This window comes from Nocardia coubleae NBRC 108252 (assembly GCF_001612805.1).
In the GTDB taxonomy this organism is placed as follows: domain Bacteria; phylum Actinomycetota; class Actinomycetes; order Mycobacteriales; family Mycobacteriaceae; genus Nocardia; species Nocardia coubleae.
The window spans coordinates 168,820-183,146 of the sequence record NZ_BDBD01000026.1; the positions used below are offsets into that span (position 1 = coordinate 168,820).

Here is a 14,327-nt window from a genome sequence, read left to right on the forward strand (position 1 = left end):
TGCGTACAACGACGTCTGTGATTGTTGGTGGTTACGGCTGAGTTTGCCAAGAAATCACCACACCGTTGTAACTCTGCCTGAACCGGCCTGGTCCCCTGCTGTGCTGCGGTCCAGGTGCGATGCTTCGACTTGCTTTGCAATCTTTGTTGTAGTTGCATGCGACAAGTGCAGAGTTGCAGTTGTGCGCCCTTCAAGGTTCACGCGACTCGGCCGCGACCAGCCGGGGCAGTATCGGAGCCTGAAGGAGTAAGTGATGGGTGCAGAGAATGGGGCGACCGTTTCGTCGCGCGTGCGGGAGGACACCTGCGGGGTGACGCAGCTCGATCTCGCGTTCGACGATGGCCACCTGTATCTGGACCGGGAGACCGCCAGGGCGCTGTTTCGCCTGTTGGGAGAGGTTCCCGAGCTGGCCGACGATCTCGCGGACAGCAGGACGAGACAAACCCGATTCGGGCAGCCCGACATCCGTGTCCACGGCGGATCGACCGTGCCGAAGCTGCCGTTCAACCCTGCGGCCGCGCGTGCCGATGATCATCTTCGCGCCGTTCTTGTCTCCTGGGTCCGGTTGGTCTGTGAGCAGCGCGCCGTGGATTACGACGGTGCGGCAAGTACAGCGGGTATGGCTCGGTGGTTGCAACGAAATATCGTTGCACTTGCAATGACTGAAGGTGTTGAAGAGGCGCTCCCGGAAATTTCCGCGGCTGTCGAAGCGGCCGTCGTCGTTGTGTGCCCGCCGGCGGAGGGTGGCGGCGTGGTGGACGCCGAACTGCTCGCCCGGGCACGTGCGGTTCGGCTCAACGCGGCGGGCATCCAGAAGCTCGCCTCCCAACTCGGCGGTGTCTTCGCGAACTTGACCGCGCGGCGTCTCCGTACCTTGCGTGAGGCCGGGCTGGTCGAGCCGGTCCCCGGTCCATGGTCCGTCGACTGGCCCGAGCTCTTTCTCGTCGGCCCCGTCCTGGACGCACATCTGGCGCTCCCCGCACGGCAGCGCAAACGCAACAACTGAGTAGAGAGACTTCGCACGGGGCGCCGACTGATACCAGTCGGCGCCCCGACGTCGTTCCGGAGCGCGGAACGGCTTACGCCACTGCTGATTTCACCCCGGCGTCAGCGGCTGCCGAGCCGAAACCTGCTCTCTGACCAGCGATTTCGGACGAAGTTGCCCCGAACTGTTGACACGATCCACGCGCTCGGTCATGATTACTGCAGCGGGCGGACGCATGCCCTAAAGGCGTTATAACACAATCACTTTCTCGCCCCTCTCCTCGCCTCTCCTGTGGGCAGTTGATCTTGGTCAACCGTTTCGGAGGTTTGACTCCCCGTTAGGATGGGTAAGCGAGCCCCAACCTTTGGGGGGGAACTGTCGTGATCATGGTTAGGGTGCAGGTGTCCGCTGAGTTCGATGCTTTTCCGTCTGACGACCCCGACGCCCGGACCGACAGTGAGCTGCCGGAAGCCTGGACGTCGGCTACCGCCAACTCGGGCTATGAACGACCGCCCGCCTACCTGGACCCGGCAGACCTCTGTATGGAAGACCTCCAGACCGTCGCTCACGTCATCAGCCGATGGCGATCGTTACGAGATCCGGTCGGCTGAGGGAGTACGGGTGGGTTCGCAAGACATCCCCATGCAACGCAACGCCTACAACGCGCAGGAGGCAGCGTTCAACCTCGGCATCAGGATCGATCTGGTTCGAACGGTTGAAATGGCCTGGCAGTGGTCGCCACTCGATCGGGCGATGATGATCTCGGTCGACCTGCCGAGACATGTTGTCAACGAGGCCATCGCCCATTGCATCTGCCACGTCGAACTGGCATCGACAGCGAAGGGTACTGCCGCGCTCAACGGTCAATGGTGGCGCGCGCGGCTCGAAATGGACATCCACACGATCGTCGCGGAACGCCTGATCAGTGTGGAGGCCCTCGCCGACGCGATCTCCATCACCGACAACATCGCCGACGTAGCCGCCTGCCTGGGGACCACTGAGTTCATGCTGAGCTGGCGTCTGCAGAACCTGACCGACGCTCAGATCAACGAACTCCCCATTTTCGCGCTGAACCGCCTGCGCTGGGGACCCGGGCACGACCCGGACGCACCCGCGCGGTGCGGGTGGCCGGTCCCTGGCACCGGCGAGGTGTACAGAGAAACGAATATCGGAAGACATCGGCGATAAGCCAACGATCAGTCGAACCCTCGGTCCACACGGACCGGGGGTTCTTGCATTCGTGCGGCTTTCGCCATGACCCATGCGGGGGTGAGAACCCGCCGCATGCCCGCCCCTGACGCGCCCGTCTCCCGCGCCAACTCGCGGTCGCAGGCGCCGACGCAGCGCAGGGGCGAATTGGTCCCGCTCCGGACGTTTGCCGTCCGGAGCGGGACCCATCCACTTCAGGAAGGAAGACCAATGTCGTTGTGGTCGCCGAAAGGCCAGCCCCGCAGGATCGACGTACTCGTGGTCGGAGGCACTTGGAACCCCGCCGGTGACGGTGTGACCGGTGCGTTCATCGAGGCGCTCAACAAAGCGATGTTCACCGCGCGCATGGTTCCCTATCCTGCGGACTACGGGTCGAAGCTGAGCTACACCGCCAGCGTGGCGGAGGGCAAACGTGCTCTGCTGGCCGCAATCGATCGATCGCCGAATCCTGTTGTCCTGGCGGGCTACTCACAGGGTGCGGCAGTAGCAGGTGATCTCGCGGCCGAGATCGGACGAGGCGAGCACCCGGGCCGCGAAGTGGTCGCCTGTGCGTTGATCGCCGATCCTCGCCGGCCGGCGGGCCGCTATCTCGGCGACATCGACCCCGGCGGCCACGGTGTTGTCGGCGAACGTGAGATCGACGGGATCCCTACCTATTGGGCTGCCGCACCCGGCGATCCGATCACCGCGCTGCCCGCCGGGAACCCGCTGCGCACCATCGCCGACCTCAGCGCCTTCTTCAGCTTCTCCGGTGCCGACGCCGCCCTCACCTGGGGGCAGCAGATGCTGCACACCGCGACGCGAAACCAATTGCAGCGCTGGTGGTCACCCGCGAACTGGCGGCAGTGGGGCGGCGCGATCGCCTATGCCCGCGGCTATCTCTTCGACGGTCGCCACACCGACGACTACGTCCGCTGCGGTCATGCTCGCGCCCTGGCGCAGGCACTGAATCTCGATGTCGCCGAAGGGCGCATCTGAACACCTGTGGAAAGGAACCCAACATGCGAATCAGCAAGGCCCCAGAGCCTGCGCTGGTCCGGTCCGTCCTCGTCGCCGGTACAGGTGTGATCGCGTATCTCATCGGTCGGGAGGTCGACGCCGCCTGGGTGGAAACCCTGCTCACTCTGTACGGCCTGGCCACACCGGTGATCGCCGGGGCGGTGATCAGGCCCGCGGTGACCCCGGTGTCGGGATCGGCGGGTGATTCACATGGCGTCGTGGCTGAGTCCTGAATTCGTGCAGGCGACGGGTGTCGCCGTGGCGACCGTCATCGGCGCGGTCACCGCGTGGCAGGCCCGCGAGGTGGCGAAACTGCGCGAACGTGTTGTCGCCCTGGAGGAACAGGCCGTCGACGACCAGCAGCGATTCCGCGATGCCATCCGCTTGATCCGCGCGCTGCAACGTCACATCGACGAACTCCTCGGCTTCCTGCGCCTGCACGTCCCCGGCCAGGAACCACCCGTGGCGCGATACACCATCCCGCCCACCCTTCAAGAAGAGATCTGACGGCAGTACTGCCGTTCCCGAACTGCATGCGGTCGGCCCCCGGAGAACACTCGATACGGTGCGGGTTTCGAGCCCGCCGCATGCCGCGCCCCTGATGCGCCCGTCTCCCGCAGGTGGAACGCGGTAGAGACGCCGTCGCTGCGTCAGGCGCGCAGGTCCCGCCCTCGACACTTCCCTCACCCCAGAGGGCGGGACCACCGAACTTCCACTCACGCAAGGAGATAGCCCATGAGCTGGACAGGAGACCCGGTATGGCTTGCCGATGTGCTGCGCGCCGCCGGGCTCACCGTGATCGAACACGAAGGCTGGCGCGACCGCGGCCACGGCGACTTCCGTGACCTGCGCGGCGTGCTGTGCCATCACACCGCCGGTGGCGGCAAGAACGACTGGCGCATCGTCCAGGACGGCCGCGCCGACCTCCCCGGTCCGCTCGCCCAGCTGGTCCTCGAACGCGACGGCACCTTCCGCGTGATCGCCGCAGGCGTCTGCTGGCACGCCGGCCGCGGCTCCTGGCCCGGCTGGCCCACGAACAACGCCAACTACCACGTGATCGGCATCGAAGCCGTCTCCCGCGGCGACGGAACCGACTGGACCCCAGCACAACTCGACGCCTACAAGCGCGGCTGCGCGGCCATCCTGGCCCGCATCGGCCGCGACGCCGAGGACTGCGTGGCCCACCGCGAGTACTCGCACGAAGGAAAAATCGACCCCGCCGGTATCGACATGGACGAATTCCGCCGTGACGTACAGGCTTTCATCGACGGAGAGGACGCTCCGATGAGCGCAGCCGAAGTCAACCGAATCCAGGATTTCATCACCGCCTTCTGCGGCCCGATCGGCTCCGATGTCAAAGACATCCGCGAACAGCTGTGCGGTAGCCAGCAGCGCGACGCGGGCATGTTCGGCGGCTGGGAACAGCTCGACGGCATGACCGTCGTCGACGCCCTGGCCGACGTTCTCGAGCGCCTGAAAGCCCTCGAGACACCCCCTGCCTGACGCGCCAGACCATCACGTCGATGGGAGGAGGTGATTCCCATGCTTCCTGTCGTACTCGAACTGCTCGAGCTCGCACTACTCCTCGCCCCGGTAGTCCTGCCGCTGCTCGGCCTCTAACTGAAACACCACCCACACCACCCAAGCCCGGCCCGTCGGCCCGGGCTTTTCTCATGCCCAAGCTCGGGAGGCACACCACATGTCCGGCAAGGAAATCATCGGCTCGGTCGACTTCAGCACCACCGAAACGTCGTCCCCCGAATACGTACAAACCGAGTCCGGTCAACTGGTCACTCCCGAGTTCTTGGCGCTGCTGCAGCAAACCCTGTCCGGCAAGCTCGCGGAGCCGGACCACACCGACGAACTCGACCCGCAGGTCCGCCTGCTGGCAGAGGAACTCTCGGTCATTCACCTCCCTGAATGGAAGAGCGCGGTCGGCCGCAAACTCGCCGAACCCACCGTCACCTCGATCAAACAGGCCACCCGGGTCGCCGAGTACCTGGTCAAACGCGGCGTGCGCATGCACCCCGAACTCGAGGAGATCCGGTGGGTCCCCACCCCCGCCGGCGTCCCCGGCGCCTTCGACACCGGTACCCACATCACCCCCGACGCCGAAGGCAATTGGCCGACTCCTGACGTCGAAGAGTTCTACGATTTCGACCAGATCTCGGTGAAGCAGATCGAGGGAAGCGCTTGGCACGCCACGCATCCCCGCGGGATCGCGGTCGAGGGGAAGACGAAGTCGGAGGCGTATGCGGCGATGGTCGCCGAGCTGCGCCGCCGCATCGATGATGCGTCGGCGGGGTCGCGGTGAGCGTCGCGTCCGATTGGGGAAGTGCTGGTGCGGCGTGGCGCGCATCACTCACACCAGTCGGTGCCGAATCAGCAGGAGCGCAGGGCGATCAGTCTCGGGTCCTCAACTTTGAAGGTATGACCCCAGCTGGAGCCGCGCGGGCATACAACCGGGTCCTTGCGCAGCGTCAACTGGAAGCACAAGCAGTCAACGACACAGTGAACCTTCGGTTCGTCAACGACAACGTGCCTAGACAGCCCGGCGTGCATGCAAACCCGCCTCCCCCCACTGACAAGAAGGTGCCTGAGCAGCCGGGCGTGACTACGCCGCCGACTGACACGAAAGCACCTGAGCAGCAGGGTGCAACCCCGTCCCGGGGGCAACCAGGCGTGGTCCCGCCGGAACCTGAGACCGCGATGCCCGAGCAACCGGGTGTCACGTCGCCTCCGTCGCGGGGCCAGCCGGGTGTGGTCCCGCCGCCAACTCCATCACCGGTCCCGTCGATGGGTGCCCCGTCCCCTGCTCAAGCTGACCCATCGGAAACAGGCAAGCCCAACGAACAAGCCGAGCCCGATCTCACGACGCGCTTGCCGATGCTCGACCCAATGGTCATGGGCGGGCGACCGCTTGCGGCTGTACTCGACAACCAGACCGGGCAACCGGGAGGCGCCCTCGATCCGACGATGGCCACGATCCTATTTCCCGGCAGCACCATCGAACAACGACCGACTCTGGCTGACGGAGTCCCCGCGATGCAGACGCGCCTCCAAACGCCGGGGCTGCCAGACACGACGGTGACCAAATCGTTGATCGGCTCGGCAACCCTGACTACCGCGCTGACGTCGGTACCGGAATCCTCATCCGGCCCCGAGGGGGCGACGGGTGGATACGACGGGATGCCCTCAGGTACAGGGATCCTCGCGAGCGGCCCAGAGAACCTTGCGCTCAGGCAGGGCCCGCCATTGAGTACGACCGGCGCATTGGTCACGGGCGCCACAGCGGTTGGCACTGGTGCTGCGCTCAGCACGCTGGCATTCACGGAAACCGGCCTCCTTATCACTGCCGGAACATTTGCCGCAGTAATTTCGTGGCCGGTGGTGCTCGCCGTCGGCGTCGGCGCGGCAGCCACGGCCGGGACGATCTGGCTACTTTCGCAGGATCCGCCTGAAGGAGAGGAACCGTCAAAAGGAGCGCAGCCAGGCTCAGTCCCTACGCCCCCACCGGCGCCGCCGCTTCCCGCGTCGACTCCAGCACCGCATCTTCCTCCGGTCATCCCCGAGATAACCGCTATCCCCGTGCCTTCGGAAGAGGCCATCCTGGGGCCGCCCTTCCCATCTACCGAACTCCCGGAAATAACCGGTCCCGTGGTAGACCCCACCGAGAGGGTCACCCCCTGGGAGCCGCATGTGCCGCCTGCTCTCGATCCTTTTGATACTGAATCCGATGGTGTCGACGACCCAACGGCACTACCCGATCCGACGCAGACCAGTCCAAAACCACTACAGCCTGAACCGGTCGCACCTGCCACACAAATACCTGCCTCTGCGGCGGATCAAACGACGGCGGGTCCCGTTACTGAAAGCCCTACGGCCCAAGATCCTGGGCTTGATAGCGCCAAGGTAGATGAGGAGGTGGAGCCAGAAGACGCGCCCGATTGGCGATGGATCATCGATAGCGAGGGAACTGTGTCGCAAGAGCGGTATGCTCCTGCCGGCCGCGAATTACCGTTAACTGGCCGCTTTGGCGACGGATCCGAGCGTTACCCAGTGCGCGACTTCGACAAAGAGGGCGACGTCATTGTTCAGACTACTGGACTTGTCGATCATAGACGCGCCTGGGAGCTGTTTCATGCCCTATTCCCCTACACGTCGATATTCGTCCCAGCGCCAGACATGAAAAGCAACTATGTAAAGATCGATGAATACATCGCTGAATTGTTCGCATTCGTCGACTTCAAGGCATTTTGGAAGATTGAACCTGATGCGGTCACCGGTGGGCCAAAGGATGAGTTTAAGAAGCGGTTCATCCTCGACGCGGATGCTAAAGGTTTCAGGAAAAAGTTCGATTTGACCATGGATGTGATGGGTCCAGGGTACAGCGCGATCATTGTGACCGAGAATGAGTTGGTTAGGCAAGCCTATGAGGAGGAGTTCTATTTTGAAATATCTAATGGGCAGTTTGCCATAATGTCTGCGGCCGAATATAAGGCTGCTCTAGAAAGTGTCGGGGTCCAGCATCCGAATCATGATGCAACATTCGGAGAGTTCCTAGAACGGAATGGCTGGGTGTAGGATCGGAGGCAGGATAACGACGAAAGAAAGATTGATGGCTGATGAATCTCATCTGTGCAGCGACGCTTCCCGCTTCCATTGCCTCGGCGCCAAGAATGCGTGTCGTTGAAGACTTTGTGGAAATGTGGAAGCGGTTATCACTCATATTGGGTGTTTTCAATTGCGAATGGGAAGATTTTGCTACGTGGGTTGAATTTGACGGATCCGAGAGCTCGGTACCCCTGCGGGGTACCGACTTCGTCGATGCTAAAGCGATGTTCGAACGCAGAACCAAGGCAGGGGTGACCGATGTTACAGTAGTGAACTGCTCAGCCGATCCTGCCTGGAAGCTTTCAGTACGGATCGATTCGAGGATCGGGCGTAGTTCGGGGGTGCTAATACGCCCCGGTGGTTCTGGTGCTTTCGAAGATCATGAGCCACCTTCCGATCTGATTCGCCAGGATCAGATGTCGGATATTACCAAGGTACTGGTTGACGTTTGGAGACCGATCTCCTGTGCGTGGATCAACCCACAACATAATACGAGTCAGAAGCCGAGTCTCAAATTTGGTCCGAACCCCTGGCGGTCCCGTATGGAATGGACCACATCGCTCGGGTGGTGCACCTATTTGGACACCGCGGTTGTGCCTGTCTCTGCGTCAGTCGAATGGCCCGAGGGTGTCGTGGCTGAAAAGTATTCAAGCGGAATTATGATTCGGATAGGAGACAGCCCGAGTGATGTGAACTTGGCTCAGATCACGGCTGTGCGCAAGGCTTTAGGTTGGCCGCATGTATCATCGGATGGCCTCGGGCAAAGGATCTGATGACCTGATCCATAAGTATGTAGCCTTTAATGTCACTTCTGTGAGAGCTGATTGGGCCGCTTATGGGCCTGGCTGCATAAGTCGCATCGGGGATGATAACATCGATATTATGCCCCCTCATTCATTCGCATCGTCGGAGTGGCGCGAAGGGCCGAAGTGCCCGAGTCGATATCGAGGATCAAGTTTGTTGCCGTGGTGTTGAGATGATCGTCGGCCCCTCGCATTGCTCTTGATGAACTGATCACGGCGTATCGTCGTGATCGGCATAGAATGTAGAGCGATCAGCATCGGGCAAATGTAAACGTGATTGCAATAGACGCTTCTCCTCGGGGTGACCTGCTGTTGTTCTTCCGAATTACGCGCAAAAATTTCGTGCTGAGTGTCGATTGCAATACTGTTGTGTTGCCCGTCTATTTACCGCCCCGAGTGTGATGGTAGGCGCTCCTGATCGCGGCATTTCTTGCGTGATAAATGACTGTCCCGATCGTCGATTGGTCGGGGCGTTCGTACCCAAATTCTGCTCTCGATTAATCTCTGCTCAAGGACATGTCATGAATGAAAGAGTAACATTTCCTGATATCGAACAAACTTTGGTCGCGTATCTTGCGACAGAACTTGCCGCGATGTCTGATACGGCGACTGTGGTCAGTCGGGTGCAGGATCCGCATCCGACCCGCATGGTCCGAGTAACCAGAAACGACCGAAAAGCCCGAGTCGACGTCGAAGATCGGGAGGGTCGCCGAAGCGCCCACCTGATCCTCGACCGTCCTCGCGTCGTTCTCGAATGCACCGACGACGCAGGCGGAGCGGCAACCCTTGCCGCCCTGGTGCGTTCGATCTTGAGTGCGGCCGCCCCCGGCTACCTGGGCACCGTCTGGTGCGATCAGGTAGAGGACGCCGGCATGGAGAACGACACCGATCCGGCGACCGCCGCTCCGCGGTACACACTTGTCGCCGACCTGATTGTGCGAGGCACCGTCCTCGCCTGACTCCCTACGGAGTCGAACAACTGAAGTACCAATCCCGAGGGCCTGCGCAACAATCCCAAGGGAGTAAACACAATGGCTCTGCCTTCCAGCAACTACATCGGCGCCGGTACCCCGAACCTGGCCGTTTCCGGCGGTGTCCTGGTGGCGCCGCTCAACACCACCCTGCCGACCACCGCGGCCGGCACCATCGCTCCCGCCTTCAAGGCGCTGGGCTACGTTTCCGAGGACGGCATCGAGTCGCTCGGCGAGCGCAAGGTGGAGACGGTCAAGGACTGGAACGCCGATATCATCGCCCAGCTGCAGACCGAGCACTCGGTTCGCTTCGGCCTCACCCTGTACGCGGTGTGGGACCAGGACGTGCTCGGCGAGATCTTCGGTGAGAACAACGTGACCGCCACCGCGGCCACCACCACCTCCGGCAAGCTGATCAACGTCAAGGAAACCGGCATGGTGCTGCCGCGTCGCTCGTGGATCTTCGATATGAAGACCGAGGACAAGAAGCTGCGCATCGTGCTGCCGAACGCCAAGATCTCCTCGATCACCGAGAAGAAGTTCGTGTCCAACGAGCTGGCCGGTTTCACCATCAACGTCGAGGCCTTCAAGGACGACTCCGGCGTCAAGGCCTACCGCTACCTGGACGACGGCATCAAGACTGCCTGATCCCCTCTAGACCCCCAACGGCGGCGGGTCAATACACCTATGCGCAGGCCCGCCCGCCGCCGCTGGGCCCCTTCTTCAAACACCTGTCGAAACTCTGCAACAACGAAAGGGTCTGCTACCCATGACTTCTCCTGCTGCCCCCATCAAGATTGCTCAGCCGAGCACCGTGAAGGACGACTTCACCTACGTCGTCGACGGCGCCGAGATCGTGCTGCCGTCGCTTTCCTACCTGAAGCCGGGCCTCGTGCGCCGGATCCGCCGGCTCGGTGACGTCGACGCGATGTACACCCTGCTCGAGTTGAGCTTGACCCCGGAAGCGCTCGCGGTGCTCGATGAGATGGATCCCGATGCATACCACCAGCTGCTCGAAGCCTGGCGCGCGCACTCGGGGCTGAGCCTGGGGGAATCCTAAGCCTCGATGCTCTTCTCGAAGAGCACAGCGAGGCAATCGAATACGACCTGATCGCGCTCGGCTTGCGGCTGCGGATGCTCGGTACGGACGTTCTCGGGTGGGCTGATCTGCGGGCCATCGTGAAGCACCTGCCGATCGAGTCCGCACTGCTGCGGACGATGTATCCGGAATCGAGCCGATGGCAAGTCGCCGAACACCTGCTGGCCGACGTGTCCGACAGCCTTCGGTGGCTGGTATGGGCGCGCACCGACGACGGCAGGCGCGGACGCAACCGCCCGGAGCCGATTCAGCGGCCCGGTGTGAAGTCGGATCGTGAACGTCTCGGCACGGCAACACAACTCGAGCAGATGAACGAGTTCCTCGGCTGGACCGAGTAGGTGGCCGCAGCGCCGGAGCGGTCGAACGCAGAAAGTGGATACCAATTGTGAAGAAGAAACGCCCAACGGCGATGACATTGCCGGACGTTCTTGCGATGACCACGAGCGGCCAACCGGCTCCGGGAAAGCGGATCACTCTGCCGAGCGGAGCCGTCTGGGAAGGCGGCTCCGGCTCGGGAACTGCGACGATCACCCTGCCCGACGAAGATCCGATCACCCTTGATTCGGATGGCCGAATCCCACCGAACGCTCTGATCGGCTCCGGTCTGTTCGGAGTTCTCGACAGCGTCCTCTCCGACGTTCTCGGCACCCAGCCGGGCGCTATCGCCGAACGGGTCGCGGGGCAGGCGATGGATCTGCTCCGCCCCGGCGGTGACGATGCCGAGACCAAGACTCGGCTGATCAAGTTCTCCTCCAAGACGACACTGCTGAATCCGGCGAAGGCCGAGTCGGGTGTCGACGATGTCGTAGAAGTGCCTGCCGGCTACGCCGGCGGTGGCACTGTGCGCGGACCCGGCACCGGCACAAGCGACTCCATTCTCGCGCGGTTGTCGAACGGTGAATTCGTGGTCAATGCGGCCGCGACTTCCAATGCGCTGCCGTTGCTGGAAGCGATCAATGCGGGTTGGGTTCCGTCCGCCGGTTACCTGGCCGGAATGCTTCCGGGCTTCGCTGACGGCGGTGTCGTCGGCAGCTCTCCGATGGGTGACCCGAACCGCTGGCGTGATCTACTCGGAACAGGTCTGATCGCGGATGTCCTCGGCGGTGTCGGCGGTGCTGCGATCGACGCAGCTGGTGCTGTCGGTGCTGCGCTGGGTGGCGCTCTCGCCCCGGTTTTCGGAGGGAGTGGGCCGCTCACCCGCCGCACCAACGACCCGGTGAAAGTCGATCTGGGCCAGCAGTATTCACCAGGTCTGAATGATGCGCCGCCCCTGTCGGCCGAGCTGAACGTTCAGCCGCAGGGCGTCATGAATATCGCGCCTGCATTCGCAGAGCCGTCGACCGCCGCAGCTACCGGATCGGTGGCGCCGTTGGCTTCGCTGTCCGAGGCTCTGACGGCGGGGATCATGTCCTCGGCGACAGAAGCCGGCGGCCAAGTGGGCTTGGCACTCGGTCGCGCTATCGCCCCCGCATTGGGCCCGGCCGGTGAGCTGGCGCCGGATATCGGTAAGTCGCTCGGCGAGTCGATCGGGTCGCGTTTCGGAGGCGGGTTCGCCGCCTCGATGTCGTTGAAGACCCAGATCGACCCCATGCCGACGGAGATGCCGCTCGACGGTGGGGCGGGCGGAGTGGTGGCACCAGGCGGCGCCTCTCCGGCGACGGTGACCATCCCGAGCGGTGACGGCGGATCGACCGGTGGTGGCAACAGCATCGTCGTGAGTGGCAACGGCTCGAATGGCGTGACCGTTCTGGGCGGCACCGGGGGCACCACCGCGAGTGGGGCATCCACCACACCTCGAACCCCGAGCCTCAGCGAGGGCCTCCGGGGGACCAGCTTGGCCGAACCCGTGCACAAGAGCACTTTCGGCGGCGCCGACTACATTGATCGTGGTTCGATCGTCGGCGGCGAGCTGGCGAGCAACTTCGGTAAGTCACTCGGCCTCAGCGACACGGCTGCTCTGCGTGATGCCGGATCTACGGTCGGAGCTTTGGTCGGGGCCCTCGGCATTCCGTCCGTCTCGGAGGCCCTCGCGGCCGAAGGCGAGCTCGCCAAGCAGCTCGGTATCAACCCTGAAGACGAATTCATCCTGCCGTTCGAGCAGCAAAAGGCCTTCGACTTCAGCGAAGGTGACAGCCTGACCGCAGGCATTTCCGGGTTTCTGTCCGGTTCCTCGTCGGGTGGCTTGGTCAAGGGCGTCACCGGCGCAGCCAAGAGTCTTGCCCAAGACGCGGCGGGGCAGGTCGGCAGCTTCCTCGGTGCGGGTCTGGGTACGGCGATCGCCGGTCCGGCCGGCGCCGCGATCGGGTCGGTGCTCGGTTCGCTCGCCGGGTCGGTCGTTGCGGGCAAGGCAGTCGACCTTGTCGCCAAGCCTGTCGAATGGATGGCGAGTACGGCCAAGGAACTTGTCGGTACCGGTTTCGGTCTGACGGACCTTGCCGACGGGCCTGGCGGCCACACCGCCCGCGGCGACATCTACAACTTCAATGGCATGGACCCCAAGAGCGTCGCGATCTCCATCGCCCGCGTCCAGCGCCGTCTTACGTTCGTGCAGCAGCGCGGAGGAGGGATCGGGCGATGACTCACCAATTGCTCAACAGCCAAGACACCAAGATCGTGGTGTGGGATGTCAACGGGCGGGTCTGGCACCTGGCCGGCCCAAACGCGGGGCGCGAAGGCGTAAGACTTTCCGCGCAAACCGGATTCATGTTCGCCCCGGTCCAATTGCTCACGACAGAAGGCGCCCGTCAGGACGGTGCCACCTTCGCCCGCTCGGTGCGCTGGAAGAAGGAATGGGACTTCCTCGCGATCATCTCGACCGCAGTAGGCGCTCGCGAATCGAATCCCGTCCGCGAATTCCTCGCGGTCCACGATGCCTGGTTCCGTGGCTGGTCGACAGACAAGCCGGTCACCGTCGGCTACTTCACGCGGCACCAGGGCTGGCGCTTCCAGCAGTTCCAGCTCGATGGCGCGCCCGAACCTTCGGGCGACATCGACCCGGCACGCAATGGCTTCGCCATGTACAAGATTTCGGCCACGGCGATGGATCCGCTCGAGCGGCACTTCGACGAGACCGCGGTGTGGACCAACGCGTCCGGCCTGGGCGAGGGCATCCTGCGAATTCGCAACGCCGCTGATCAGCCAGCCTGGCCGCGGTACACGATGAACGGCCCAGGTCGTTGGTCGATTCTGGACCCGGTCGGCGGAGATCAGCCCCGAATGGTGCAGACCCCGCGCTTGGTCGAGGGGCAGACGCTTCGAATCGATACGCACCCCCGACACCGCACAGCCCGGTTGTACTCCGGGAGCGACTCCGTCGGCGTCAACGTGTGGGGTCAGCTGGCCGGCCGACGTTGGCTGGCATCACTGGATCCGTGGACCAGTACGGACATCGTGGTGAAGGTCGACGGAGGAAATACGGAGTCGAGCGTCATCGGGGTCGTGACGCCGAGGTCGTCCCGGCCGTTCTGATCCGTACCGAAAACTGAAACTACTGCAAGAGAGCCTGATCCGCCAACCGGATTGGGCTCTCTTGCGTGCGAGGGAGGTACCGCGATGGCGATTCCAACGCCACCAGGGGCGATTGATTCGTCGGCTGTTCAAAAGTGGCGGGCGTCGTTGACTCCGTGGGACTTATCAACCCGCGATCC

At 63.2% G+C, this 14,327-nt stretch carries 15 protein-coding genes; all 15 read left to right on the forward strand.

Annotation, left to right across the window (positions count from 1 at the left end; translation table 11 throughout):
• Positions 1-253: 253 nt before the first annotated feature.
• The 15 genes from NCO8_RS27065 (at position 254) to NCO8_RS27125 (ending at position 14,148) form a co-directional block, all read left to right on the forward strand.
• Complete coding sequence (locus NCO8_RS27065; RefSeq protein ID WP_067643596.1) at positions 254-1,006, forward strand: hypothetical protein; 753 nt, start codon at positions 254-256, stop codon at positions 1,004-1,006.
• Between the two features lie 621 nt (positions 1,007-1,627).
• Positions 1,628-2,173 (forward strand): hypothetical protein, encoded by a 546-nt coding sequence (locus NCO8_RS27070; RefSeq protein WP_157105130.1) that lies wholly within the window; start codon positions 1,628-1,630, stop codon positions 2,171-2,173.
• Positions 2,174-2,452: 279 nt separating this feature from the next.
• Positions 2,453-3,172: an alpha/beta fold hydrolase gene (locus NCO8_RS27075; RefSeq protein ID WP_167353341.1), complete on the forward strand. Its 720-nt coding sequence runs from the start codon at positions 2,453-2,455 to the stop codon at positions 3,170-3,172.
• A gap of 23 nt (positions 3,173-3,195) precedes the next feature.
• Entirely contained in the window at positions 3,196-3,426 is a 231-nt protein-coding gene (locus NCO8_RS31650) for a hypothetical protein (RefSeq protein WP_157105131.1), read from the forward strand.
• Entirely contained in the window at positions 3,404-3,700 is a 297-nt protein-coding gene (locus tag NCO8_RS27080) for a hypothetical protein (RefSeq protein ID WP_067643604.1), read from the forward strand. The genes NCO8_RS31650 and NCO8_RS27080 overlap by 23 nt, the downstream gene beginning before the upstream one ends.
• Before the next feature lie 228 nt (positions 3,701-3,928).
• Positions 3,929-4,696, forward strand: coding sequence for a peptidoglycan recognition protein family protein (locus tag NCO8_RS27085; RefSeq protein ID WP_084457511.1), 768 nt, complete (start codon positions 3,929-3,931; stop codon positions 4,694-4,696).
• Between the two features lie 196 nt (positions 4,697-4,892).
• Positions 4,893-5,507 (forward strand): hypothetical protein, encoded by a 615-nt coding sequence (locus NCO8_RS27090; RefSeq protein ID WP_067643609.1) that lies wholly within the window; start codon positions 4,893-4,895, stop codon positions 5,505-5,507.
• Positions 5,508-5,989: 482 nt separating this feature from the next.
• The gene (locus tag NCO8_RS31655; RefSeq protein ID WP_157105132.1) at positions 5,990-7,777 is read left to right on the forward strand and encodes a hypothetical protein; all 1,788 of its coding nucleotides are present in this window, start codon (positions 5,990-5,992) and stop codon (positions 7,775-7,777) included.
• Between the two features lie 41 nt (positions 7,778-7,818).
• Positions 7,819-8,580, forward strand: coding sequence for a hypothetical protein (locus tag NCO8_RS31660; RefSeq protein WP_157105133.1), 762 nt, complete (start codon positions 7,819-7,821; stop codon positions 8,578-8,580).
• Positions 8,581-9,131: 551 nt separating this feature from the next.
• A complete protein-coding gene (locus NCO8_RS31665) occupies positions 9,132-9,569 on the forward strand; it encodes a hypothetical protein (RefSeq protein ID WP_157105134.1) in 438 nt (145 codons plus the stop codon).
• A 72-nt stretch (positions 9,570-9,641) separates the two neighbouring features.
• On the forward strand, positions 9,642-10,229 hold the full coding sequence (locus NCO8_RS27105) for a phage tail tube protein (protein WP_067643619.1): 588 nt from the start codon (positions 9,642-9,644) through the stop codon (positions 10,227-10,229).
• Positions 10,230-10,350: 121 nt separating this feature from the next.
• Positions 10,351-10,641, forward strand: a complete 291-nt coding sequence (locus tag NCO8_RS27110) for a hypothetical protein (RefSeq protein ID WP_067643624.1) — start codon at positions 10,351-10,353, stop codon at positions 10,639-10,641.
• A gap of 74 nt (positions 10,642-10,715) precedes the next feature.
• A complete protein-coding gene (locus NCO8_RS27115) occupies positions 10,716-11,018 on the forward strand; it encodes a DUF5361 domain-containing protein (protein WP_067643627.1) in 303 nt (100 codons plus the stop codon).
• A 95-nt stretch (positions 11,019-11,113) separates the two neighbouring features.
• Positions 11,114-13,258 (forward strand): hypothetical protein, encoded by a 2,145-nt coding sequence (locus tag NCO8_RS27120; protein ID WP_067643632.1) that lies wholly within the window; start codon positions 11,114-11,116, stop codon positions 13,256-13,258.
• Positions 13,255-14,148, forward strand: a complete 894-nt coding sequence (locus NCO8_RS27125; protein WP_067643635.1) for a phage tail protein — start codon at positions 13,255-13,257, stop codon at positions 14,146-14,148. Before NCO8_RS27120 ends, NCO8_RS27125 begins: the two co-directional genes overlap by 4 nt.
• The last annotated feature ends 179 nt before the right edge of the window (positions 14,149-14,327 follow it).